Source organism: Streptomyces sp. NPDC051243, from assembly GCF_044455405.1.
In the GTDB taxonomy this organism is placed as follows: Bacteria; Actinomycetota; Actinomycetes; order Streptomycetales; family Streptomycetaceae; genus Streptomyces.
Genome location: NZ_JBITES010000016.1, coordinates 15,770 through 39,897, shown reverse-complemented (window position 1 = coordinate 39,897; position 24,128 = coordinate 15,770). Strand labels below are relative to the sequence as shown.

The window sequence follows — 24,128 nt, the reverse complement described above, 5'->3', positions numbered from 1 at the left end:
GCGTTCAGGATGCGGTCTGCTCAGGTCGTCGTGCCTGTCCCAGGTGATCGCGCTCGGTTCAGCTCATCGCGGTCTGGCCGGGCTTCGCGGCGGGCGTCCAGTCGGCGCTGGACGGCCGGTCCTGCTCGGACCTCGCCTGCTCCCGCCCGGCGGGTGCCCGTTCCTCGCGGCGCTGTGCGGCCTGCTCGCGGGTGATCACCTCGGTGGCGGCGCCGACGGCGACCGCGACCGGCCAGGCCATCGCGCCGGCGGCGGTCATGCCGCCGAGGATGCCGTAGAAGGCCAGCTTGCGGGGCGAGGGGAGCAGGGACGCGGCGGTCGACATGGCCGTGGACGTGGCCTGCCGGGCGCCCGAGAACATGTCGCCCGGTGTCACGTAGGGGATGGGGACCTGCGGGTGCGCGGTGTGCAGATGCATCACCTTGCCGCCGCGGTGGTGCTCCTCGGAGGCCTGCTGTGCGTCCGGAGCGCGGGTCTGCTCGGCCTGGGTCTCCGCCTGCGGTGGGATCGGTTGCTGTGCTTGCTGGCGCTGTGGCTCTGGGGAAGTCATGGCCGTCCTCCCCTGCTGGAAAGCGTGGGTAGGTGGGTAGTGGGTCCTTCGAGCCGACTTCCATCCGCGCCCGCGAATAAACGCGACCCGAACGGGCAATTCGCCCAGGTCGGTTCAGTGCACGGTTCAGGCGTGGGCCGCCACGGGACGCATGCTCGTGCCGAACGCCTTCCAGAGCTGGATGGCCAGGCGGACCAGGAGGGCCTCGAGCAGAGCGATCGCCACGTTCGTCAGGATCGTGGTGAGGATGTGCGGCATGATCAGCCGCCTTTCGTGAGCGTCGTGCTGTGTACGCCTCCTTTGTCCGGGCCGATGTCATCCGGCAGGCGGCACCCGGGTGTACTGCGGGTGAACTTTCCCCAGCGCGTCGACGGCGCCCCCGGCCGCCGCGGGCACCAGGACCGACCCCGCCGCCGTGGCCAGCGCGATCGTCCAGCCCACCGGTCCGAGCGGCCGGCTGCCGAAGAAGTGGCTGAGTCCCGGCACGGTCACGACCACGCCCAGCACCCCCAGGGAGCCCACCACGGCGGCGGCCACCACCGGATCACGGCCGGCGTCCTGGAGCGTCTGGAACAACTGGGACGTCACCAGGGCGACCAGCGAGACGGTGTCGGCGTGCGCCCGGGTGCCGGTCGCCCGGGCGGCGATCCAGGCGAGGGCCGCCGCCACCGCCGTAACGGTGGCACGCAACCGGATGTGCCGGGTCAGGGCCTTGCCCAGGGAGGCCTCCGGGCCCTCCGCGAGCAGCTGGTCGCGGTGCGCGGCGGGCGGCCGGGCGGCGATGGCCATGGCGGGCAGCATGTCGGTGAGCAGGTTGACCAGGAGCAGTTGGCGGGCGTTCAGCGCGCTGCGCCCGGTGAGCAGCGTGGTCGCCAGGGTGAACGCGATCTCCCCGAGGTTGCCGCCGAGCAGGATGCCCAGCGCCTTGCGCACCGACGCCCACATGGCCCGGCCCTCGACGAACGCGTCGACGATGGTCTCGATCCGGTCGTCGGTGACGACCACGTCGGCGGCGGCGCGGGCGGCCGGCGTGGCCCGTGAACCCAGGGCGATACCGACGTCGGCGATCCGGATGGCGGGCGCGTCGTTGGCACCGTCGCCGGTGACGGCGACGATCCGGCCGGCGGCGCGCAGCGCGGTGACGATACGGACCTTGTGCGCCGGGGTGGTCCGGGCGAACACCGTGATGTCCGGCAGCGTCCTGGCCAGCTCCGCGTCATCGAGGGCGTCCAGCTCCGCCCCCGTCATCAGACGCGGCTCCTCCTCGGGGCGCAGCTCCCGGGCGATCGCGGCGGCCGTGCTCGGGTGGTCCCCGGTGACCATGACGATGCGCACCCCGGCCCGCGACAACCGGTCCACGCTCTCGGCGGCGGTGGCCCGCACCGGGTCCGCGAGGCCCAGCAGGCCGAGCAGGCACAGCCCGTCGACGCCGTCGTCGAGACCGGTGTCGTCCTGCGGCGCGCCCTCGGGCAGGACGCGCTCGGCGACCGCGAGCACCCTGAGGCCACGCCGGGCCAGCCGGTCGACCTCGGCCTCCGCCTCCGCACGCAGCCGCTCGTCGAACGGCTCGGCGGCGTCCGCCCGGCGGACCCGGTCACAGCGGGCCAGTACGACCTCCGGCGCCCCCTTGACGACGATCCGCGTCTCGCTGTCGGACCGCCCCAGCACGGCGTGGTAGCCGCGCCCCGGCTCGAACGGCAGCTCGGCCAGCCGCTCCCAGGTGTCCGTGCCGAGCCCGGCGGCCCGGGCCGGGGCGGCGCCGAGCAGTTCGGCGCCGGTCGCGATGGCCCGGTCGGTGGGATGGGTGAGGTCCGCCGCCGTACCGGGGGGACCCGCGAGCGCGGCCGTGGCGACGACCCGGCGCAGCGCCGGAGTGAGCCGGTCGGGCGCGCCGCGCTCCAGGCCGTCGGAGACCTGCTGGAGGCTGATCCGGCCCTCGGTGAGCGTGCCGGTCTTGTCGAAGCACAGCACGTCGGTGCGGCCCAGCGCCTCGATGGTGGAGGCGCTGCGCACCAGCGTGTCGCGCGTGGACAGCCGACGGGCCGCCGCCAGCTCCGCCACCGTGGCCACGAACGGCAGCCCCTCCGGTACGGCCGCCACACACAGGCTGACCGCGGACCCCAGGGCGCCGCCCACCGGCCGTCTGCGCAGCACGTCGACGGCGAACAGGACGACGCCCGCGGCGACGGACAGCGGCAGGAACCAGTGGCCCAGCGCCTTCAGCCGCCGCTCCACCCCGCTCTCCGGCGGCGCCCCGTCCGGGCCCGCCTCGCCCGCGCCGCCCGCCTCGGTGGCGGTTCCGGTCGCGACGACCACGCCGAGCGCATGACCGGCCGCCACCGTCGTGCCCCCGTACAGCATCGAGGTACGGTCCGCGACCGCCCGGGCCGCGGTCGGCGCCGCGCTCTTCACGACGGGCAGCGACTCTCCGGTGAGGCTGGACTCGTCCATCTCCAGGCCCTGCGCCCGCACCACCCGGCAGTCCGCCGGGACCGAGTCCCCGGCTCGCAGCTCGATCACGTCGCCGCGCACCAGATGCTCGCCGGCCGCCTCCACCGGCTCCGCCCGCCCCGGCCTGAGCACCCGCACCCGTACCGAGGTGGCCTCCACGAGCCGTTCGGCCGCGTTGTCGGCCTGCTGTTGCTGCACCCCGCCCACGAGCGCGTCGACGCCGAGCACCCCGCCGATCAGCACGGCGTCCAGCACCGAGCCGAGGGCCGCCGAGATACCGCCGCCGACCGCCAGGATCGGTGTGAGCGGATTGGCCAGCTCCTCCGCGACCCGGCCGATCAGGGTGACGGCGCCGTCGTGCCGGTCACGGCCCTCGAACTGCCGGCGCCGCGCGGCCTCGGCCGCGTCCAGCCCACGGGAGGAGGTGGCGAGCCGCGACATCACCTGACGTACCGCCATCGCGTGCCAGGGCGTGCGCTCGGTGGCCGCCGGGGCCGGTCGGCCGTGCAGCCGCCACCCCGCCCAGAAGCCCGCCGCGACCCCGGCGACGGTCACCCCGTCGGCCACCAGCCTGGCCCGCGCCCAGGCCCGGGGACGGGGCACGAGCAGCGCGAGAGCGGAGCCCGCCACCGCGCCGACCGCCTCCAGCCGGGCGCACAGCCGGCCGATCCGCCGCGCCTCCGGAAGGGCCGTCAGCAGCAGGTGGACGACATCGGGCGGGGCGGCGACATCCGCGTCCCACGGCACGTGCCGGGGGTCCGAGATGGACCCGATGCCCAGGTCCGCGCGGACCAGCGCGCGCCGGGTCCGTGCCGAGACCACGGCGACCCCGTGCCCCTGCGCCTGCAGCGAGCGGACCAGAGCGGCGGTGCGCCGGTGCCCGGTGGGCACGGCCTCCTCCAGCCCGAACCGCAGGTGCAGTCCGGGCGGGCCGCCCACCAGCCGTACCCGGCCGCACTCCTGCGCGGCGCGCACCAAGTGGTGGGCCAGCGGGTGCAGTTGGGGAACCATAGCGGCCACGGCGACCGGCGTGCCCTCCCGCAGCACGAGCACGACCCGCGCCCCCTGCTCGGCCCACCGCCGCGCCTGCGCGTCCGTGTCCTCGGGCACGACGCCGTGGTTCGGGGAGCCGTCCGGGGCGGTGTCGCCGTACGGCCGCAGCTCCCAGCCGTCCCGCCGCCCGGGTGCGGGGGCGACCCCGGGCCGGCGCCGACCGCCGGGCGGGCCGTCCGCCTCGATCAGCTCATGGATCCGTACGTGGATCTCGTCGTCGTCCGGCCCGCCGTCCCCCGAAACCCCGCTACGGGGGCCCGACTCGCGCCCCTCGGCCCCCGGCTCGCCCCCTTCCCGCCGGCCCGCAACGGCACCGCCCTCGGGACCTCTGCTCGCAGGGACGCCGGCCGCAAGCCCGGCCCCGTCCTGGACGCTGCCCGTTCCCCTGGCCTCCGGGATGCCGTGGGGCCCACCGCCCTCCGGCCGGTCCCCGGGCCCTCGCTCCCCCAAGGCCCCCTCAGGCCCTCCGTTCGCCGAGGTGCCCTGACCTCGCGCGTCCTCGGGGAAGCCGTCCAGCCCGCCCTGCCCCGGCGGAGGCAGCCGCAGGACACCCTCGACCGTCCAGTCGCCGCCGGCCAGGACGCGGGCGTCCAGGACAACGGTGTCGATCCGGTCCAGCCGGCGCAGCACCTCGGGACGCAGCACCAGCGCGCCACGGTCGGACAGGGCCCGGCCCACCGAGGACGCGAACGACTCCCGGGCGTTGTGGGGACCGCGCGGCGTTCCCGCGATCAGCAGCGCCAGCCCCCGGTCATGGCTGAGCGTGCCGACCGACGTCAGCCCGTACGCCGCGAGCGACACCGGTGCCGCGACGTTCGCGTACCGGTCACCCGGGCCCGGCCGCAGCGGCGCGGGCCGCTCGTAGGCCGGCACCGCGTCATGGCGGTACGTCCCCTCGTGCACCGCCAGCCGGCGCGCCCAGCCCGCCCACGCCTCGCGCCGTGCCCGTACCTCGGTGTACCGGGCGGCGGCCAGCGCGGCGTTCACCATGGTGCCCAGCGGCCGGAAGGTCAGCGTCGTCAGCACCAGGTTCGCCACGGCGAAGCAGCGCTCCGTCGCCGGTTCGCCGATTCGGCGGGCGACGCCCTCGCGCAGCGGCGGCGTGGACTCCGCGAACTGGACCACCGACATCACCAGCGGATGCAGGCCCCGCAGCCTGAGCAGGTCACCCACCGACGCCACGCCCACCGCCAGCAGGCCCGCGCCGAGCCGGACGGCCGCGCCGGCCTGCGCCCGCGAGTCCCCTGGATAGCCGACCGAGGACCGCGCTCGATCCGCCCCCGCCTCGCGCTGCCCGCTCTCACCTTGCGGCCCTGTGCGCGGGGTGCCGTCATCCGGCGTCGGGTCCGGGTCCGGTGTGGGCGCCGGCGCGGGGGACGTGCCGTCGTCCTCGGCCGGTGTGCGGTCGGCGTCCTCTTCCCGCGCCGCCCGGCGTCCTGTGTCCCCGCCCTGCGCCCCCTCACGCCGGACGTCCGCACGCCCCGCCCTCTGCCCGGCAGCGTCGTCGGCGGCCGCGACGAGGCCGGTGACGGTGTCGAGGTCGGCCTTCGGCCCGCAGCCGACGTACACGCAGCCCAGCGTGCCGTTCACCTCGGCCCGGCCCACACCCGGCACCTGGCGCAGGGCCGCCTCCAGTTCGCGGGCCGCGGCGACCGTACCGGGCCGTCCCAACCGCCGGAGCCCGACCTGCACACCACCGGGCGTCCGCCAGACGCCGCGGGTACGGGGCCCCAGCAACGCCCCGATCACCGACAGCGCCCCTGGCACGGCGCCGCCCAGCCCGTGCGCCACGGACCGCACCGCCGACACCGTCGCGGACACGGCGGTCAGCGTCGAGGGCACGACGGACGCGGGCAGCAGGGATGCGGGCAGCAGGGATGCGGGCAGCAGGGATGCGGGCAAAACGGATCTGGGAAGCACGGAAGAGAGCTGTGGCCGGATCACGCGGCCTCCACCATCGGCGAGGGTGTCGTGGGCGCCGCCTCACGGGAGACACGGCTCCCACCAGTATCGATACGTCACCACGGCCGCGCTCGTTACGACGGCGCGGGCTGGGCCGGGCGGACGAGCGCCCTCAGCCCCGCCTATTCGCCTTTACTCGCCTTCGTGCCGGGGCGCGCACCCGAGCACATGGGCCTTCACGATCTCGGCGATCCTCGGATCCCGGCGCCGGAACGCGGCCACCAGCTCCTCGTGCTCCTCCGCGTAGGACTGCTGCACGGTCCCCAGCCAGCGGATCGACAGCGCCGTGAACACCTCGATGCCGAGGCCCTCCCAGGTGTGCAGCAGCACGGAGTTGCCCGCCGCGCGCACCAACTCGCGGTGGAAGGCGACCGTGTGCCGTACCTGGGCGGTGCCGTCGGAGTTGCGGTCGGCCTCGTAGAGGGCGGTCACGTGGGGCTCCAGGGCGGAGCAGTCCTCCGCGAGGCGGTCGGCCGCGAGTTCGGCGGCGATGGCCTCCAGGCCGGCCCGGACCGGGTAGCTCTCCTCCAGGTCGGCGGCGGACAGATTCCGCACGCGTACACCCTTGTTGGGCGCGGACTCGATGAGGCGCAGGGACTCCAGCTCGCGCAGGGCCTCGCGTACGGGGGTCTGGCTGACCTCCAGCTCGGTGGCGATCCGCCGCTCCACGATTCGCTCGCCCGGCTGCCAGCGACCGCTGATGATCCCCTCCAGGATGTGCTCGCGGATCTGTTCGCGCAGCGAGTGGATGACGGGGGCGGTCATGAGGGCTCCTTAGGGCGCGTTGACGTTTAGACAATACGGCCGGGGCGCTCCGCTGGGTGAGCCGACGAGCGTGCTTTGGTGCAGGTGAGACGAGACTTACACGGCGTTTGGCTGGGGCCGTGCGCCTATGAGCTCGGTTCGGACTGTTGTCGGGCGACTGCGTGTGGGTTGTGGCTGGTCGCGCAGTTCCCCGCGCCCCTGAGAGGGCATTGCAGTTATCCCCGGCTACATAGCCGACGCCCCGTCCGGATCAGCTCCGGACGGGGCGTCGTACAGGCAAGAAACCCAGCTGCTTACAGGCCGAGCTCGACCTCGAACTCGCCCGCCTCCAGGATCGCCTTGACCGCCGTCAGGTAACGGGCCGCGTCGGCGCCGTCCACCAGGCGGTGGTCGTAGGAGAGGGTCAGGTAGGTCATGTCGCGGACGCCGATGACCGTGCCCTCCGCCGTCTCGATGACGGCCGGGCGCTTGACCGTGGCGCCGATGCCGAGGATCGCGACCTGGCCCGGCGGCACGATGATCGTGTCGAACAGCGCGCCACGCGAACCGGTGTTGGAGATGGTGAAGGTCGCGCCGGACAGCTCGTCCGGGGTGATCTTGTTGGCACGGACCTTGCCGGCCAGGTCGGCCGTGGCCTTGGCGATGCCGGCGATGTTCAGGTCGCCCGCACCCTTGATGACCGGGGTCATCAGGCCCTTCTCCGAGTCCACCGCGATACCGATGTTCTCGGAGTCGAAGTAGGTGATCGTGCCCTCGGCCTCGTTGATCTTGGCGTTGATGACCGGGTGGGCCTTCAGCGCCTGGGCCGCCGCCTTCACGAAGAACGGCATCGGGGAGAGCTTGACGCCCTCGCGCGCGGCGAAGGAGTCCTTGGCCTGGGCGCGCAGGCGCATCAGGCGGGTGACGTCGACCTCGACGACCGAGGACAGCTGCGCCTGCTCGTGCAGCGCCTTGACCATGTTGTCGCCGATGACCTTGCGGATGCGCGGCATCTTGACGGTCTGGCCGCGCAGGGGAGAGACCTCCAGCGCCGGGGCCTTCTTGGCGGCGGCATGGCCTGCGGCAGTCACAGCTGAGGCGGCGGGGGCCGGAGCAGCGGCGGCGGCCTTCGCGGCCTCGGCGGCGGCGATGACGTCCTGCTTGCGGATACGGCCGCCGACGCCGGTGCCCTTGACGGTGGCCAGGTCGACGCCGTTCTCGGCGGCGAGCTTGCGCACCAGCGGGGTGACGTAGGCGCCCTCGTCGGTCGGCTGGGCGGCGGCCGGAGCCGGAGCGGCCGGAGCCGGGGTGACCGGGGCCGGAGCGGCCGGCGCGGGAGCCGGGGCCGCCGGGGCGACCGGAGCCGGGGCGACCGGAGCCGGGGCGGCAGCGGCGGGCGCGGCCGGAGCGGCGGGGGCGGGCGCCGGAGCGGCCGGAGCCGCAGGGGCGGCCGGAGCCGCGGGGGCGGCCGGGGCCGCGGGGGCCGGAGCCGCCGGGGCCGGGGCGGCCGCCGGAGCGGCACCCGCGACGCCGATGACGGCCAGCTTGGCGCCGACCTCGGCCGTCTCGTCCTCGCCGACCACGATCTCCAGCAGGGTGCCGGACGCGGGGGCCGGGATCTCGGTGTCGACCTTGTCGGTGGAGACCTCGAGCAGCGGCTCGTCGGCCTCGACGCTGTCACCGACCGACTTCAGCCAGCGGGTGACGGTGCCCTCGGTGACGGACTCGCCGAGCGCGGGCAGGACCACGTCCGTGCCCTCGGCCGTACCGGCGCCGGCAGCGGCCTCGGCGGTCGGGGCCGGAGCGGGAGCGGCCTGCTCGGTGGACGGGGTGGCCTGCGGAGCCGGCTCGGGAGCCGCGGCGGGCGCGGGCTCGGCGGCCGGGGCCGGAGCGGCAGCCGGCGCACCGGTGCCGTCGTCGATCAGGGCCAGCTCGGCGCCGACCTCGACCGTCTCGTCCTCGGCGACCTTGATGGAGGCCAGGACGCCGGCGGCGGGGGAGGGGATCTCGGTGTCGACCTTGTCGGTGGAGACCTCGAGCAGCGGCTCGTCGGCCTCGACGCGCTCACCCTCGGCCTTCAGCCAGCGGGTGACAGTGCCCTCGGTGACGCTCTCGCCGAGCGCCGGAAGGGTTACGGAAACCGCCATGGTTTCGGTTGCTCCTTACGAATTGCGGAAGTCTGAGTCGTCGCTTCGTCGACCGAGGGTCAGTCGTGCGAGTGCAGCGGCTTGCCCGCCAGGGCCAGGTGGGCCTCGCCGAGCGCCTCGTTCTGCGTCGGGTGGGCGTGGATGAGCTGGGCGACCTCGGCCGGCAGGGCCTCCCAGTTGTAGATCAGCTGGGCCTCGCCGACCTGCTCGCCCATGCGGTCGCCGACCATGTGGACGCCGACCACGGCGCCGTCCTTGACCTGGACGAGCTTGATCTCGCCCGCGGTGTTCAGGATCTTGCTCTTGCCGTTGCCCGCCAGGTTGTACTTCAGAGCGACGACCTTGTCCGCGCCGTAGATCTCCTTGGCCTTGGCCTCGGTGATACCGACGGAGGCGACCTCCGGGTGGCAGTACGTCACCCGCGGGACACCGTCGTAGTCGATCGGAACGGTCTTCAGACCGGCCAGACGCTCCGCCACCAGGATGCCCTCGGCGAAGCCGACGTGCGCGAGCTGGAGGGTCGGGACGAGGTCACCGACGGCGGAGACGGTCGGGATGTTGGTGCGCATGTACTCGTCGACCAGGACGTAGCCGCGGTCCATCGCGACGCCCTGCTCCTCGTAGCCGAGGCCGGCGGAGACGGGGCCGCGGCCGACGGCGACGAGCAGGATCTCGGCCTCGAACTCCTTGCCGTCGGCGAGGGTGACCTTGACGCCGTCGGCGGTGTACTCGGCCTTCTGGAAGAAGGTGCCCAGGTTGAACTTGATCCCGCGCTTGCGGAAGGCGCGCTCGAGGAGCTTCGAGCTGTTCTCGTCCTCGACCGGGACGAGGTGCTTCAGGCCCTCGATGACCGTGACGTCCGCACCGAAGGACTTCCAGGCGGAGGCGAACTCGACGCCGATGACGCCGCCGCCCAGGATGATCGCGGACTTCGGCACGCGGTCCAGGACGAGGGCGTGGTCCGAGGAGATGATGCGGTTGCCGTCGATCTCCAGGCCCGGCAGCGACTTCGGCACGGAGCCGGTCGCCAGCAGGACGTGGCGGCCCTGGACGCGCTGACCGTTCACGTCGACGGAGGTGGGGGAGGACAGCCGGCCCTCACCCTCGATGTACGTCACCTTGCGGGAGGCGACGAGACCCTGCAGGCCCTTGTACAGGCCGGCGATCACGCCGTCCTTGTACTTGTGGACCCCGGCGATGTCGATGCCCTCGAAAGTGGCCTTCACACCGAACTGCTCGCTCTCGCGGGCCTGGTCGGCGACCTCGCCCGCGTGCAGCAGGGCCTTGGTGGGGATGCAACCCCGGTGCAGGCAGGTGCCGCCGACCTTGTCCTTCTCGATCAGGGCGACGTCCAGGCCCAGCTGCGCCCCGCGCAGGGCCGCGGCGTAACCGCCACTACCACCGCCGAGGATCACTAGGTCGAAAACGGTGCTGGCGTCGTTCGCCACGTCACGTCCTCCATGCATGTGCGCCGTACGCCGGTCTCCAGTGACCGGTCGGCGGCTGGTGTCCGGCCGCTCTTTCTTCGGCCCTGTGGTGGGGGCCCTGTCCTGCCGAGCCCCATCTTCGCACTTGTCCACACCGAACGAGACGCCGGGCCGGTGTGTGAGACGTCCCACGTTCAGCTGAGCGCGCACGGAAGAAGGGGCTCCGCTCTACCCGCGCGCGGAGCCCTTTCACTCAGAACGACATCAGCCCAGGTCGCCGGAGGCCGTCAGCTCGGCGAGCCGGACCAGGGTCCGCACACCCGACCCCGTACCGCCCTTCGGCGTGTACCCGAAGGGACCACCCTCGTTGAACGCGGGCCCCGCGATGTCCAGGTGCGCCCAGGTGATCCCCTCACCCACGAACTCCTTCAGGAAGAGCCCGGCGACCAGCCCGCCGCCCATCCGCTCGCCCATGTTGGCGATGTCGGCGGTAGGAGAATCCATTCCCTTGCGCAGGTGCTCCGGCAGCGGCATCGGCCAGGACGCCTCCCCGACCTCCTCGGCCGCCTCCACGATCGCCGAGCGGAACGCGTCGTCGTTGGCCATCACACCGAACGTGCGGTTGCCGAGCGCCAGCACCATGGCGCCGGTCAGCGTCGCCACGTCGATGATCGCGTCCGGCGTCTCCTGCGACGCCGCCCACAGCGCGTCCGCCAGCACGAGCCGGCCCTCCGCGTCGGTGTTCAGCACCTCCACGGTCTTGCCGCTGTACATGCGCAGCACGTCACCGGGACGCACCGCGGACCCCGACGGCATGTTCTCGGCGAGCGCCAGCCAGCCGGTGACGTTCACCTCGAGGCCGAGCCGCGCGGCGGCGACCACGGCGGCGAACACGGCGGCCGCGCCGCTCATGTCGCACTTCATCGTCTCGTTGTGCCCGGCCGGCTTCAGCGAGATGCCGCCCGAGTCGTAGGTGATGCCCTTGCCGACGAAGGCGAGGTGCTTGTCCGCCTTGGAGTTCGTGTACGTCAGCTTCACCAGGCGCGGGCCCGCGGCCGACCCGGAGCCGACGCCGAGGATGCCGCCGTAGCCGCCCTTGGTCAGCGCCTTCTCGTCGAGCACCTGCACCTTGATGCCGTGCTCCTTGGCCACCGCCGAGGCGATCGCGGCGAAGGACTCCGGGTTGAGGTCGTTCGGCGGGGTGTTGATCAGGTCGCGGGCGCGGTTGAGCTCCTCGGAGACGGCGGTGGCGCGCTCGATCGCCGCCTTGTGCTCCTTGTCGCGCGGCTTGCCGCCGAGCAGCGCGGCCTCGGCGAGGGGGGCCTTGCCGTTCTTCTTGTCCTTCGCGTTCTTGCCGTTCGCCTTGTAGGCGTCGAAGGCGTACGCACCGAGCAGCACGCCCTCGGCGACGGCGCCCACGTCACCGGCGTCGCCCAGCGGCAGCGCGAACGCGGCCTTCCTGGAGCCGGCGAGGGCGCGGGCCGCGACACCGGCGGCCTTGCGCAGTACCTCCCCCTCGTACGCCCCGTCCTTGTCGTCCTCGGGCTGCGCCCCCAGGCCCACCGCCACCACGAGCGGGGCCTTGAAGCCGGCGGGGGCGGGGAGCTTCGTCACCTCGCCCTCGGCACCGGAGGCACCGAGGGTCTCCAGGACGCCGGCGAGCTTGCCGTCGTACGCCTTGTCCACGGCCTCGGCGCCCGGTGCGACGACGGGGCCCCCTGCGCCCTTGGCGACACCGATCACGATTGCGTCGGCCCGCAGGCCGGGCGCCGCGGCGGTGCTGAGAGTGAGAGCAGTCACGGTGGTGAAATCTCGCTTCCGATGTGAAGTTGCGATGGCCGAATGGTGTGGGTCGACCGGGCCCGACGGCCGACCCTAGTTCCGACCTGCGGCTGCGGTGTCAGTGGGTGCGGTGTCAGCGGGGCCTTCCCCGGTGCGGCGAACACTCGGACTGAGCCTACGCTCGTGTGAGCGTTCGCTCATTCCTACGGGCGTTCACCTGGCAGTGGCGTCGTGGCCATTTCTTGATCCCTGACCTCGGTGAGCTGAGTCACACTCGTCTGGTTCCGGTGAGCCGTCGGCTTGCCGCTTTGCATGATTTCCACGGATCCTCCGCTGATTTGTCACGCGGGGCCGCGAGGGGATCTTCTGGGGGGAAGGGGCGATCAATGGCGCAGAGTGCGCGCAGATGGAGAAACCGCAGAATCGGCGTCGCCGGCTTGACGGCCGCGAGCCTGCTGACCGTGGGCCTGACGGCGGCCCCGGGCGCCGCGGCCGCCGAGGAGCCGCGCATCGATCTCAAGGTGCTCGTCGTGGACAACGGCGACAGCCCCGTCCGGGCCATCACCGCCCAGCTGAAGAGCACCGGAATCCCGTACACCACCGTCGACCTGAACGACGCGAACCGCCCGGCCATCACGCAGGCGTTCCTCAGCGACACGGTGAACGGCACGCCCCGGGCCAAGTACCAGGGCGTCGTCCTGCCCGGCGAGGCCCCCTTCGGCGCGGGTTCCGCCGAGCAGACCGCGCTGGAGACCTACGAGCGCACCTACGGCATCCCCCAGGTCGACGCCTACACCTGGGCCCACCCGGGCGTCGGCCTCGACTACACCAGCGAGGGCGGCTGGGCCGGCGCCCTCGACGGGCGGTCGGCCGCCGTCACCGACGCCGGCAAGGCGGGGTATTTCGGCTATCTCGACGGCGCCTTCACCTTCGAGGACAACGACACGTCCGTACAGGAGAGCTACGGCTACGTCGCCCGCCCCCGCACCGGCTTCACCAGCTACGTCGACATCCCCGTGCCCGCCGGCTCCGGCCGCGGCAGCCTGATCGGCGAGTACCGGCACGACGGGCGCCGCGAACTGGTGGTGACCTTCGCCTACAACCAGTACCAGCAGCAGTTCCGGGTCCTTGCCCGCGGCATCGTCGAGTGGCTGACCCAGGGCGTGCACCTGGGCCAGGCGCGCAACTATTTTGCCGTGCATGTCGACGACGTCTTCGCGCCCGACAGCCGCTGGGACACCGAGCGCAACTGCACGCCCGGCGACTTCGACTGCGCGGGCGGTGACGGCGAGGGGACCACGCCGATCCGTATGACGGCGCAGGACGCGGTGTACGCCGCCCAGTGGCAGCGCGAGCACGGGTTCACGCTCGACATGGTCTACAACGCCGGTTCCGGCGAGGAGTGGAAGAGCGAGAACGGCGGCACCGACGCCCTCACCGACCGACTGCTCGCGGACAAGGCGCAGTACCGCTGGATCAACCACACCTACACGCACCCGTTCCTCGGCTGTGTGCAGGACACCTCGACCGTCCCGTGGAGCTGCGCGAAGAACTCCGACGGCTCGACGCGGTACATGAGCCGCTCGGACATCTCGGCCCAGATCCGCGACAACCACGACTGGGGCGTCGCCAAGGGCCTCCCGCTCGACCGCGCGGAACTCGTGACCGGGGAGCACTCGGGCCTGAAGACCCTGCCGCAGCAGCCCGACGACAACCCGGGCCTCGCCGGCGCCCTCGCCGACAACGGCGTCAAGTGGGTCGCCTCGGACAACTCCCGTGAGCCCGCCCAGCGTTCGGTCGGCGCCGCGCTGACCGTGCCCCGGCATCCGATGAACGTGTACTACAACGTCGGCACCGAGGCCGAGATGGTCGACGAGTACAACTGGATCTACACGTCCACCGACGACGGCGGCAGCGGCGTCTGCGAGACCAACCCGGCCTCCACCTGCCTCGACGACCCGCTGGACCCGGCCACCGGCTACGACTCCCACATCGTCCCGCAAGAGGCCCGCACCGCCCTCGGCCACGTCGTCTCCGGCGACCCGCGCCCGCACTACGCCCACCAGTCCAACCTGGCCGAGGACCGGACGCTGTACCCCGTCCTGGAGAAGGTCCTCGCCGACTACCGGTCGCTCTTCGCCGACAACACCCCGGTGCAGAACCTCGCACAGAGCGCCATCGGCACCGAACTGCAGCGCCGCGCCGCCTGGCAGACCGCCCTCGCGAACGGCTCCGTCACGGCGTACCGCATCGGCGACGCCGTCACCGTCACCGCCCCGTCCGGGACCCAGATCCCGGTGACCGCACCCGAAGGGACCACCAAGCAACTCCTCATCGGCACCACCGCGTTCGGCACGCCGTACGCGGGAGAGCGCTCGGCCTGGACCACGCCGGGGCTGCTGCAGACGGCTCTCAAGCTGAATCTGCCGTCATAGCGCAGCCGGACGGCAGGTGCACCCCGGCACACCACACGACCGACCCGCCGGGGTGCGCCTCCGAGCCGCAGCACCATCTTTGCTCCACAGGGGGGAACTCGCATGATGCGCACTGGCCGTCATGTCAGCATGCTTACCGAAGGCACCTACCCGCACGTCCACGGCGGGGTCAGCACCTGGTGCGACCAGCTCGTCAAGGGCATGCCGGAGGTCGACTTCCACATCGTCTCGCTCACCGGAACCGGCCGCGAACCCGTCACCTGGGAGCTGCCGCCGAACGTCTACCGGCACACCTCGGTACCGACCTGGGGCCCGCGTCCGGGGCGGGGCCGCGCGCCGTACGGCCGGGCCCGGCGCCGTTTCACCGACTCCTACGAGCGTTTCCTGCTCTCCTTCCTCGACCCGGAGGCGCACTGCGACTTCGGTGACGCCCTGGACGAGCTGGCCGAACTCGCCCGCGACGGCCGCCTGTCGGCGGCGCTGCGCACGGAATCCGCGCTGCGGTCGCTGATGTGGATCTGGACGATGCCGCATCTGCCCACCGCGGCCGCCCGCCCGACCGTGCACGACGCCCTGACCGCCACCGACCTGCTGGAACACGCCCTGCGCCCGCTCGGGGTCCGCATCCCCGAGGACTCGGTCGCCCACGCCGTGAGCAGCGGCCTCGCCACGCTCCCGGCGCTGGCCGCACGCAGGCTGGACGGCGTGCCGTTCCTCCTCACCGAGCACGGCATCTATCTGCGCGAGCGCTATCTCGGCTACCGCAGCGACGCCCAGCGCTGGCCCGTGAAGGCGTTCATGCTCGGCTTCTACCGCGAACTGAACTCCCACGGCTACCGGACAGCCGACCTGATCACACCCTGCAACCAGTACAACCGCCGCTGGGAGGAGCGCGGCGGCGCCGACGCCGACAAGATCCGCACCGTCTACAACGGCGTCGACCCGCACGCCTTCCCGCACGCCGGCCCCGAGCCCGAGATCCCCACCCTCACCTGGTGCGGCCGCGTCGACCCCATCAAGGACCTGGAGACCCTGCTGCGCGCGTACGCCATGGTCCGCGCCGAACTCCCGGAGACCCGCCTGCGCCTGTTCGGCCCGGTCCCGCCGGGCGGTGAGGCCTACCGCACCAAGCTGGAGAAGCTGGCCGCCGAGCTCGGCGTGACGGACGGCCTGACCTTCGAGGGCCGGATCAGCGAGGTCTGGCGCGCCTACGCCGCCGGCCACCTCGTCATGCTGTCGTCCATCTCCGAGGGCTTCCCGTTCTCCATCATCGAGGCCATGTCCTGCGGCCGTACGACGGTGTCGACGGACGTCGGGGGAGTGCGCGAGGCAGTCGGCGACACGGGACTCGTGGTCCCTCCGCGCGAGCCGGAGAAGATGGCGGCCGCCGCCCTGACCCTGCTCCGCGACGACGAACGGCGCCGGAACCTGGGCGAGTTGTCCCGTCAGCGGGTGATCGACCGCTTCACACTCCGCCGCTCCGTGGACAATTTCCGGACGATCTACCAGGAGCTCGCGGGCAGCCCCGAGGTCTACGAGCCCACGCTCGAAACGGTCGCCGACTGGACCCTCGAACTGCGCGACCCCTGGTACGAGAAGGTCGCGACGGACGGAACCGGCTGGTGAGCGGAAGCATCTGGATGCCGCCCGGCTCCCGCCCCGACACCCTGCCCGCGATCCCGCGCCAGCGCACCAAGCCCAGCTGGGCGCGGCCCGAGCCCATCGACGAACTCGCCGAACGTCTCGACGACTTCATAGCCGCCGCCGTCCACCCGGACGAGATCGCCGCTCTGCTGGAGTCCGACGGCCTGTCGGACGACCAGATACGCGAGCGCTACGGCGTCAAGAACTCCTTCGCCCTCGCCGAGGAGCTCTACGAGCGGGTAGAGCGCCGCTACCCCGAGCCCGACGGCCCGGTCCACGACCCCTGGCAGGTGGGCCTGCTGGGTTGCCTCCTGCGCGGCGTGGTCTTCGCCCTCCCCGGCCTCGGCTATGTCCTCGGCGCCCCGCTGCTGGTGGGCCCGAGCGACGATTTCGGCCTCCCGGCGGGCACGGTCCCGCTGCTGGCGGGCGCCCTGGTCGGCTGGACGTGGAACCAGGGGCTGGCCCATCGGGCGTACTCGTGGCTGGGGTTGGGCGATCGATCGGCCGCCCGCCGATCCCTGCTCCTGGGAGCACCAATAGGTGCACTGCTCGGCGCCCTGGTGGCCTTGGCCGTCGCAGGTGCTGCCCACCCGGTTGGCGTAGCATTCGCGGCCGGTCAGTCGATCTATCTGGGTGCGGCCACCGCCCTACTGGTGATGGGCCGCGAACGGGCCCTGCTCGCCGCGTTGCTGCCGATGACGGCGGGCGCGGTGCTGGCGCTGGTCCATCCGGTGCCGGACGCCGCACGGCTCGTTCTTCTGCTGGGTTCACTGGCGGTGGTCGCCATCCTGGGCCTGCGTGAGGTCGCGCCTCTTCAGGGGCGCGGGGCTGTATTGGATATGCGGCTACCGCCGCGTGGGCGCGACCAGCCACAACGTACCCGCAGCCGTCAAACGGCAATGGGCCCCCGTCTCTCCGCGTCCTTTCCCTACGCCCTCTTCGGCTTGGCCACCGGCGTCCTCGTCCTCTACGCGGCCCTAGGAGACGTCCTCACCGGCGACCAGCACAGCGCCGTCGCCGCCCCGGCCGCAGTGGCCCTGACGCTCAGCATGGGCCCCGCCGAATGGCTGCTGTACCGCTTCCGCAGCGGCAGCCTGGCCGGCCTGCGCTCCAGCAGCACAGCGCGAGCGTTCTGGCGGACGACGGTACTCACCGTCGGGAAGTGCCTCGCCGCCTACCTCGTCGCCCTGCTCGCCCTCAGCCTCGCCACCTCCGCACTGTGGCCGCACGCCCCGGGCATCGCGGGCGTCCGTCTCGCCGGACTGCTCCTGCTGGGCGTGGTCCTGTGGACCGGCCTGCTGCTCCAGTCCTTCGGCGCGGTGCTCGGCGCGGCGGCGATCTGCTGCGCGGCGGCACTCGCCCAGACGGTCGCCCTGGTGACCCACTCGGGCAGCCCGCACTGGATCGGCCTGACCGTCCACGCGACGGCCGCGGCGGCTCAAGCCGCCCTGGTCTGCGCCCTGCTGGGGAGAGCGACCGCCCACCGATGACCGACCTGCTGATCCCCTACTACGAGCACCCGTCCGTCCGCCCCGCCGAATGGGCCGCGATCATCGCGGCGGCGCCCCGCCTCTACGGCGTCGTACTGAACCCGGCCAGCGGCCCCGGCGAGGCGCCCGACCCGGCGTTCACGGAGGTCGCGGCCAGGCTTCGCGGAGCTGGGGGTCCCCCCTCTGGGGGAGTGCGGGTGCTCGGCTACGCCGACACCGACTACGGCCGCAGGCCGACCGCCGACGTCGTACGCGACGTCGCACGGCACCGCGACTGGTACGGCGCGGACGGCGTCTTCCTCGACCAGGTCGCCTCGGGGCCTGAGGAGTTCGCCTACTACCAGCGGCTCGCGACGGCGGCCTGGGGCGCCGGCTGCGGCACGCTCGTCCTGAACCACGGCACGACACCGCACCCGTCGTACGCCAGGATCGCGGACGTCCTGGTCACCTTCGAGGGCACCTGGGCGACGTACACCCGCCTCGCCCCCCAGCAGTGGCGCGGCGGCGGTGGGGTGCGCCTGTGCCATCTGGTGTACGGCGTCCCGCCCGACGCCGGCCTCGCGGAGCTGGCGCGCGCACGCGGGGCCTCGCTGCACTGTGCGGTGCCGGGCGTGGGCGATCATCCGTGGGGCACGTTGCCGCACGCGCTGCGGCTCGGGTCGGCCCCGTGACGGCTCAGCCCAGTGACAGCACCACGAGCGCGGTCGTCGCCGCTGTCTCCGCGAGACCGCCGAATACGTCGCCGGTGACGCCGCCGAAGCGGCGGATGCAGTGCCTCAGAAGGAGCTCGGCGGCGGCCAGTGCGGCGAGGACCGCGAGGGCGGTGCGGGCGATGTCGTGCGTCCCGAACAGCGCGCCTGCCGCTGCGGCGACGCAGGTCACGGCCAGGGCGACGGCCGCCGCGCCCCGTACCGTCACGACCCCGGCCACGGCGGCACCGAGCCCGTCCGGCCGCGCGGCGGGCACGCCGGTGCGTGCGGCGAGGGTGAGGGCGAGCCGGGCGGCGGCGGCCGAGACGACGGCGGCGAGGGCGCCCCGGGCCCACGAGCCGTCGTAGATCCGGGCGAGGGCGGCCACCTGCGCGAGCAGCACGAACACCAGCGTGATGACGCCGAACGGCCCGATGTCCGACTGCTTCATGATCCGCAACGCGTCCTCGGCGGGCTTGCCGCTGCCGAGCCCGTCGGCGGTGTCGGCGAGCCCGTCGAGATGCAGTCCCCGGGTCAGTACGGCGGGAACCGCGGCCGCGGCGACGGCGGCGAGGAGCGGACCGGCGCCGAGGAGGAGGAGTACGAGCCCGAGAAGTCCGGCGCACCCGCCGAGCACCACCCCGACGAGCGGCGCGCAGAGCATCCCGCCCCGCGCGGCCTCCCGGTCCCACCGGCTCACCTTCACGGGCAGCACACTCAGGGTGCCGAAGGCGAAGCGGAGACCGTGCAGGGGCGGTGACGTCATGGACACGCCCGCAGACTAGCCCGGACGCCTCACCCGCGAGGCGACCCACCCCCGCCCCGCAGACACTGACCCCATGGGCCACTGGCTGGAACGAAATGTCATCGAACCGGGCAAACTTCCCCTTCTGTTGGCCTTGACCGCCTTCGTCGTCACCTTCCTCGTGACCCGCCTCATCACCCGCCTCATCCGCGCGGGCAAGGGCCCCTTCCGCAACATCGAGACCGGCGCCGTCCACGTCCACCACGTGGTCCCCGGTGTCGTCCTCACCGTCTTCGGCGGCTTCGGCGCGGTGTCCAGCAGCCGGTACGGCTTCGGTGCCGCCGTCTTCGCGGTGATCTTCGGCATGGGCGCGGGGCTGGTCCTCGACGAGTTCGCGCTGATCCTGCACCTCGACGACGTGTACTGGAGCGAGGAGGGCCGCAAGAGCGTGGAGGTGGTCGTCCTCACGGCGGCCATGGGGGGCCTGCTGCTCGTGGGCTTCTCGCCGCTGGGCGTCAACGACCTCGACCCGGACGAGACCCAGGGCCGCGGCACCGTCCTGTTCAACGTCGCCGTGAGCTTCCTGTTCTCCCTCGTCGCGCTCAGCAAGGGAAAGGCCCGGATCGCGATCTTCGGCGTGATCGTGCCGGTGATCGCCCTGGTCGGCGCCATCCGCCTGGCCCGCCCCAACTCCCCGTGGGCGCGGCGCTTCTACGGCCGCCGCCCGCGCGCCCGCGCCAAGGCCGCCCTGCGGGCCTACCGTCACGACCGGCGCTGGGTGCGCCCGCGCCGGGCCCTGGAGGAATGGCTGGGCGGCAAGCCCGACGCGGGCGCCGGCAACGGCGTCGACCGCCGCTGACGTCGGCGTCGGCGCGGCTCGCCCACGGCGCACAGCACCAGCACCGCCGCGATCGCGGCCAGGTGCTCCTTCCCGGCGAGGTTCTCCTTCAGCGCCACCTCGACCACCATCGCCACGATCACCGCACCGGCCGTGACGTACGCGCCGTAGCGCCACCCGAGGAACACGGCCAGCCCCACCACGGCCGCCGACGGTCCCGTGTCCACGACCCGCGCGTCCGAGGCGGGCAGCCCGATCGGGTTGTCCGGGCCGAGCGCGATGCCCACGCGCGCGTACAGGGTGCCGGCGAGGGTGGCGACGTACGCGACGACGAGGGTCCGCCACCAGCCCAGACACAGCTCGGCGATCCCGAAGACGACCAGGATCTGGGCCAGCGCGCCCCAGACCGGCAGGTCGAGGGCGGGCACGAACAGCGACAGCGGGGTGCGCAGGAGGGCCGGCCAGAGGGGGTCCTCGGCGCGGACGGCCCCGAGGTTCTGTACCGGCCGATACCCCCAGGACTGGTTCTGCACGACCTGCGTGATCCCGGTCAGACACACGGCCGCGAGGGTCATCGGGGCGGCCCGCCATCGGCGGTCCAGCAACGGCCCCCGCACGGCGACGTACAACGCCCCCCACTCCGCACGGGCCCAGCGGCCGAGGGTGTCAGCTCTCACGAGTGCGGATCATATGCCCATATTTGCCATGAACCGCCCGATTCAACCCCGTGCTCGCTACTCGCTACTCGGCCTCCGGCAGTTCCTCCGGCTTCTCCGACTCCTCCGGCTTCTCCGACTCCTCCGGCTTCTCCGACTCCTTCGGCCGCTCCGGCAGCTCCGCCGCCAGCGCCGCCGCGGCCTGCACCATGGGCAGGGCCAGCAGGCCCCCGGCCCCCTCGCCGACCTTCACCCCGTGGTCGAGCAGGGGCTCCAGTGCCATCCGGTCCAGTGCCTTCGCCTGCCCCGGCTCCCCGCTGCTGTGCGCGGCCAGCCACCAGTCCGGCGCCCGGAACGCGATCCGCTGCCCCACCAGCGCACACGCGGCGACCACGACGCCGTCCAGCACGACCGGCATCTTCCGCACCGCGCTCTGCAGCAGGAACCCCGTGATCGCGGCGAGGTCGGCCCCGCCCACCGTCGCGAGCAACTGCAACTGGTCCCCGAGCACGGGCCGCGCCCGGCGCAGCGCGTCCCGGATCGCCGCGCACTTGCGCATCCACGCGAGGTCGTCGATGGCCAGCCCGCCCCGCCCGGTGACCACCGAGGCGTCGGTCCCGCACAGCGCCGCGACCAGCACCCCGGCCGCGGTCGTCCCGCCGACGCTCACATCGCCGAGCACCACCAGATCCGTACCGGAGTCGGCCTCCTCGTCGGCCACCGCGACGCCGGCCCGGAAGGCGGCCTCCGCCTCGGCCGGCGTCACCGCGTCCTCGATGTCGATACGGCCGCTGCCGCGCCGCACCCGGTGCCGTACGACCGCCTCCGGCAGGGACTCCGGATCGCAGTCCAGCGCCATGTCGACGACCCGCACCGGAACCCCGAGCCGCCGCGCGAGCACGGACACGGGCCGGCCGCCCTCGAGGATCTCCCGCACCAACTCCCCGGCGCCGCCCGCCGGCCGCGCCGACACGCCCAGTTCGGCGACGCCGTGGTCGCCGGCGAACAGTACGACCCGCGGCTGCTCGATCGGCCGTACCGGTACGGCCGACTGCGCCGCCGCCAGCCACTCACCCAGGTCGTCGAGGCGGCCCAGTGCCCCGGGCGGCACGATCTGACGTTCACGGCGCGCCTCGGCGTCACGGCGCACCCCACCGTCGGGGCGCTCGATCAGATCACTGAAGTCGTCGAGATTAAGCGAGCTCATTCGCCGAACAGTACCGGCACCGGTCGAACAGAACGGCGCCACATGGCCACCACGGGCTCCGCCGCGTCCCCGCCACATCCGCACGGCGTCGTTGCACCCAAGATCGCCATCCCATACGTTCCGTTTTGCAGTGGATTGTCGGGGCATGCTCGCGGCACTTCCGCCGTACGCCGCCGTACGCCCCCGCCATACGCCCTTCGCGCCCGGGAGCCGCCATGACCGCGACCGCACCCACCGAACGACGCCGCGCCGACTGCCCGTTCACCCTCGCCGCCTGCCGGGACCACAGCTACGCCCCCCGTTTCCTGAAGGTCGTACGGCGGGCGTCGCCCGGCCGGCTCAGAGCGGCGGCCCGCGCGGCGCTGCCCTTCCCCGAGCCGGAGAGCTGGCTGGACGTCGGCACGGGCGACGCCCGCTTCCCGGAGGTGGCGAAGGAGCTCTTCCCGTACACGGCGTTCGACGGCCTGGACCCCACCTCCAGCGTGCTGCACGCGCGTGTGGCCGAACGGATCGAGGAGGCCCACGTCGGCCGTCTGACCGACCCCCGTGTCACGGCCCGCCTGCGCACCCGCTACGACATCGTCAGCATGCTCCGCCACCTGGAACACGCCCCCGACCCCCGCGCGGAGATCCGCGCCGCCCTCGCGGTCCTGCGCCCGGGCGGCCACCTCATCCTCGAACTCCCCAACCCGCGCAGCGCGTTCGCCCTGCTGTTCGGCAGCTGCTGGATCCCGCAGAGCCGCCACGGCCATCTGCACCTGATGCCCCTGCGCACCCTCCACGAGGAACTGCGCTCCCAGGGCTGCACGATCATCACGACGGACCGCCGCACCCCACACGTCCCGTACGACCTCGCGGCCACGACAGCCCTGTTCCTGAACCTCCTCCTGGGCCCGGTACTGGCCCTGCTGGGCACGCCGTTGGTGGCCGCGGCCTGGACGATCGACCTGCTCCTGGCCCCGGTGCTGCGCCGCACCCCCCTGTCGAACGGGTACCGGGTCATCGCCCGCAAGGAGCCGACCGCGGGGGCCTGAGTCCTGAACGGCCGGTGGATTCCGGGTGCCCTCGGCCGCCACTCATCCGCGCAGTACGACCGCTTGCCCCGCCACCACCAACACCACCTGCTCGCACTCCGAGGCGAACGCCGCGTTCAGCCGCCCCAACTCGTCCCGGTACCGCCGCCCCGAAGCCGTAGCCGGCACAATCCCCGACCCCACCTCATTGGATACCGCGACGACGGTCCGCCGGGTCCCCCGCACCGCCGCCGTCAGCTCGCGCACGCGATCCCGCAGTGCCCGCTCCCCACCATCCGCCCACACCGCGTCATCCCACGCCCCGACCGAGTCCATGGCGTCCGTCAGCCACAAGGACAGACAGTCGATCAGCACGGGTGCCCCGCCCTCGGAGAGAACCGGCACCAGATCGCACGTCTCGGCCGTACGCCATGACCCCGGCCGCCGCTCCCGGTGCGCGGCGACCCGCTCCGCCCACTCGGTGTCCCCGCCCCGGGCGCCCCCGGTCGCCACGTACAGCACGTCCGGAAAGGCCTCGAGCCGCCGCTCCGCCTCCACCGACTTCCCGGACCGGGCCCCGCCCAGCACCAGGGTCCGCCGCGGCACGTCCGGCACGTCCTCGTACGCCCCCACCACCAGCGTCGCCCCGTCCGGCACCGCCCGCGCCCCCGCCGCGGCCAGCCGCCGCCGCAACTCGGCGCCCGGCGGAACGTCATGGTCCAGGTGTACGGCGATGACATCGGTCGTCGGCCCGACCGCGCCCACCGCCCGCAACTTGGCCAGGGCGTCCGGCCGCCCCACGACATCGGCGACGACCATGTCGTACATCCCGACGGCCCCCTCCTCCAGCCCGGCCGGCGCACCCCCCGGCGGCAGATACAGCAGCCGCTGCCCGTCCGGCCCGGTCACCGAGTACCCCGTGCCCGGTGTGTCCATCGCCACCGCCCGCACCCGATGCCCCGTCAGCAGCGCCAACTCCCGCCCGTCCGGCACCCGCCCGGGCTGCGGCACCCCCGCGGGCACCTCGACGGCGGGCCCGTCGTGCGGATGCGACAGCAACACCTGCCGCACACCCGCCAGCGAACGCCCCGCCCGAGCCGCCGCGAACGCCGCCCCGGGCGTCAGATCGAGCAGCAGGGCCCCGTCCAGGAGCACGGCGGTGGCAGCCCGCGCGTCATCACCGAGCGCGCCCGCACAGGCGGCACACGGACAGTCGGGGCGGGGGAGTCCCGCGGGGGCACCGGTGCCAAGGAGAGTCAGTTCCACGGTGCTGATTTTCGCCTGTCTGCGCAGGT

Annotated in this window: 17 protein-coding genes; 6 read left to right on the top strand and 11 right to left on the bottom strand. The window is 73.3% G+C overall.

Going from position 1 to position 24,128, the window contains the following annotated elements; all coding sequences use genetic code 11:
* Positions 1-58: 58 nt before the first annotated feature.
* The 7 genes from ACIBAG_RS34425 to ACIBAG_RS34395 form a co-directional block, all read right to left on the bottom strand.
* The gene (locus tag ACIBAG_RS34425; protein WP_399110634.1) at positions 59-550 is read right to left on the bottom strand and encodes a hypothetical protein; all 492 of its coding nucleotides are present in this window, start codon (positions 548-550) and stop codon (positions 59-61) included.
* Between the two features lie 126 nt (positions 551-676).
* A complete protein-coding gene (locus ACIBAG_RS34420; RefSeq protein WP_399110632.1) occupies positions 677-808 on the bottom strand; it encodes a hypothetical protein in 132 nt (43 codons plus the stop codon).
* Between the two features lie 57 nt (positions 809-865).
* Positions 866-5,956 carry an HAD-IC family P-type ATPase gene (locus ACIBAG_RS34415; RefSeq protein WP_399110631.1) on the bottom strand — a complete coding sequence of 1,697 codons (5,091 nt, stop codon included), beginning with the start codon at positions 5,954-5,956 and terminating at the stop codon, positions 866-868.
* A 192-nt stretch (positions 5,957-6,148) separates the two neighbouring features.
* A complete protein-coding gene (locus tag ACIBAG_RS34410) occupies positions 6,149-6,781 on the bottom strand; it encodes a GntR family transcriptional regulator (RefSeq protein WP_399110629.1) in 633 nt (210 codons plus the stop codon).
* A 293-nt stretch (positions 6,782-7,074) separates the two neighbouring features.
* On the bottom strand, positions 7,075-8,907 hold the full coding sequence (sucB, locus tag ACIBAG_RS34405) for a 2-oxoglutarate dehydrogenase, E2 component, dihydrolipoamide succinyltransferase (protein WP_399110627.1): 1,833 nt from the start codon (positions 8,905-8,907) through the stop codon (positions 7,075-7,077).
* 59 nt (positions 8,908-8,966) lie between these two features.
* The gene (gene lpdA, locus ACIBAG_RS34400; RefSeq protein ID WP_399110626.1) at positions 8,967-10,355 is read right to left on the bottom strand and encodes a dihydrolipoyl dehydrogenase; all 1,389 of its coding nucleotides are present in this window, start codon (positions 10,353-10,355) and stop codon (positions 8,967-8,969) included.
* A 243-nt stretch (positions 10,356-10,598) separates the two neighbouring features.
* Positions 10,599-12,134, bottom strand: a complete 1,536-nt coding sequence (locus ACIBAG_RS34395) for a leucyl aminopeptidase (protein WP_399110624.1) — start codon at positions 12,132-12,134, stop codon at positions 10,599-10,601.
* A gap of 368 nt (positions 12,135-12,502) precedes the next feature.
* On the opposite strand from ACIBAG_RS34395, the gene ACIBAG_RS34390 reads away from it, so the two are divergent.
* The 4 genes from ACIBAG_RS34390 to ACIBAG_RS34375 all read left to right on the top strand — a co-directional run bounded on the left by ACIBAG_RS34390 (position 12,503) and on the right by ACIBAG_RS34375 (position 18,356).
* The gene (locus tag ACIBAG_RS34390; RefSeq protein ID WP_399110623.1) at positions 12,503-14,551 is read left to right on the top strand and encodes a hypothetical protein; all 2,049 of its coding nucleotides are present in this window, start codon (positions 12,503-12,505) and stop codon (positions 14,549-14,551) included.
* A gap of 102 nt (positions 14,552-14,653) precedes the next feature.
* Entirely contained in the window at positions 14,654-16,177 is a 1,524-nt protein-coding gene (gene pelF / locus ACIBAG_RS34385; RefSeq protein ID WP_399110621.1) for a GT4 family glycosyltransferase PelF, read from the top strand.
* Positions 16,174-17,685 (top strand): hypothetical protein, encoded by a 1,512-nt coding sequence (locus tag ACIBAG_RS34380; protein WP_399110619.1) that lies wholly within the window; start codon positions 16,174-16,176, stop codon positions 17,683-17,685. The genes pelF and ACIBAG_RS34380 overlap by 4 nt, the downstream gene beginning before the upstream one ends.
* A complete protein-coding gene (locus tag ACIBAG_RS34375; RefSeq protein WP_399110618.1) occupies positions 17,682-18,356 on the top strand; it encodes a spherulation-specific family 4 protein in 675 nt (224 codons plus the stop codon). The genes ACIBAG_RS34380 and ACIBAG_RS34375 overlap by 4 nt, the downstream gene beginning before the upstream one ends.
* 4 nt (positions 18,357-18,360) lie before the next feature.
* Here ACIBAG_RS34375 and ACIBAG_RS34370 read toward each other — a convergent pair whose 3' ends face one another.
* Complete coding sequence (locus tag ACIBAG_RS34370) at positions 18,361-19,140, bottom strand: adenosylcobinamide-GDP ribazoletransferase (protein ID WP_399110925.1); 780 nt, start codon at positions 19,138-19,140, stop codon at positions 18,361-18,363.
* Between the two features lie 73 nt (positions 19,141-19,213).
* Here ACIBAG_RS34370 and ACIBAG_RS34365 point away from each other — a divergent pair, with 73 nt between their 5' ends.
* Positions 19,214-19,978: a hypothetical protein gene (locus ACIBAG_RS34365; RefSeq protein ID WP_399110616.1), complete on the top strand. Its 765-nt coding sequence runs from the start codon at positions 19,214-19,216 to the stop codon at positions 19,976-19,978.
* Here the strand turns inward: ACIBAG_RS34365 and ACIBAG_RS34360 are convergent.
* Together ACIBAG_RS34360 and cobT are read right to left on the bottom strand one after the other, a co-directional pair.
* A complete protein-coding gene (locus ACIBAG_RS34360; protein WP_399110614.1) occupies positions 19,882-20,634 on the bottom strand; it encodes a hypothetical protein in 753 nt (250 codons plus the stop codon). The two genes, ACIBAG_RS34365 and ACIBAG_RS34360, sit on opposite strands and share 97 nt — an antisense overlap.
* A 64-nt stretch (positions 20,635-20,698) precedes the next feature.
* Positions 20,699-21,820 carry a nicotinate-nucleotide--dimethylbenzimidazole phosphoribosyltransferase gene (gene cobT, locus ACIBAG_RS34355; protein ID WP_399110613.1) on the bottom strand — a complete coding sequence of 374 codons (1,122 nt, stop codon included), beginning with the start codon at positions 21,818-21,820 and terminating at the stop codon, positions 20,699-20,701.
* Positions 21,821-22,035: 215 nt separating this feature from the next.
* Here cobT and ACIBAG_RS34350 point away from each other — a divergent pair, with 215 nt between their 5' ends.
* Positions 22,036-22,854 carry a class I SAM-dependent methyltransferase gene (locus tag ACIBAG_RS34350; protein WP_399110611.1) on the top strand — a complete coding sequence of 273 codons (819 nt, stop codon included), beginning with the start codon at positions 22,036-22,038 and terminating at the stop codon, positions 22,852-22,854.
* Positions 22,855-22,896: 42 nt separating this feature from the next.
* Here ACIBAG_RS34350 and ACIBAG_RS34345 read toward each other — a convergent pair whose 3' ends face one another.
* Positions 22,897-24,099 carry a bifunctional adenosylcobinamide kinase/adenosylcobinamide-phosphate guanylyltransferase gene (locus ACIBAG_RS34345; protein WP_399110610.1) on the bottom strand — a complete coding sequence of 401 codons (1,203 nt, stop codon included), beginning with the start codon at positions 24,097-24,099 and terminating at the stop codon, positions 22,897-22,899.
* Between the last annotated feature and the right edge of the window lie 29 nt (positions 24,100-24,128).

Bases quoted from the DNA above. Each gene is read 5' to 3' on its own strand.
- ACIBAG_RS34425 (WP_399110634.1), bottom strand. From the start codon at position 550: ATGACTTCCCCAGAGCCACAGCGCCAGCAAGCACAGCAACCGATCCCA.
- ACIBAG_RS34420 (WP_399110632.1), bottom strand. From the start codon at position 808: ATGCCGCACATCCTCACCACGATCCTGACGAACGTGGCGATCGCTCTG.
- ACIBAG_RS34410 (WP_399110629.1), bottom strand. From the start codon at position 6,781: ATGACCGCCCCCGTCATCCACTCGCTGCGCGAACAGATCCGCGAGCAC.
- sucB (WP_399110627.1), bottom strand. From the start codon at position 8,907: ATGGCGGTTTCCGTAACCCTTCCGGCGCTCGGCGAGAGCGTCACCGAG.
- ACIBAG_RS34390 (WP_399110623.1), top strand. From the start codon at position 12,503: ATGGCGCAGAGTGCGCGCAGATGGAGAAACCGCAGAATCGGCGTCGCC.
- pelF (WP_399110621.1), top strand. From the start codon at position 14,654: ATGATGCGCACTGGCCGTCATGTCAGCATGCTTACCGAAGGCACCTAC.
- ACIBAG_RS34375 (WP_399110618.1), top strand. From the start codon at position 17,682: ATGACCGACCTGCTGATCCCCTACTACGAGCACCCGTCCGTCCGCCCC.
- ACIBAG_RS34370 (WP_399110925.1), bottom strand. From the start codon at position 19,140: ATGACGTCACCGCCCCTGCACGGTCTCCGCTTCGCCTTCGGCACCCTG.
- ACIBAG_RS34365 (WP_399110616.1), top strand. From the start codon at position 19,214: ATGGGCCACTGGCTGGAACGAAATGTCATCGAACCGGGCAAACTTCCC.
- cobT (WP_399110613.1), bottom strand. From the start codon at position 21,820: ATGAGCTCGCTTAATCTCGACGACTTCAGTGATCTGATCGAGCGCCCC.
- ACIBAG_RS34350 (WP_399110611.1), top strand. From the start codon at position 22,036: ATGACCGCGACCGCACCCACCGAACGACGCCGCGCCGACTGCCCGTTC.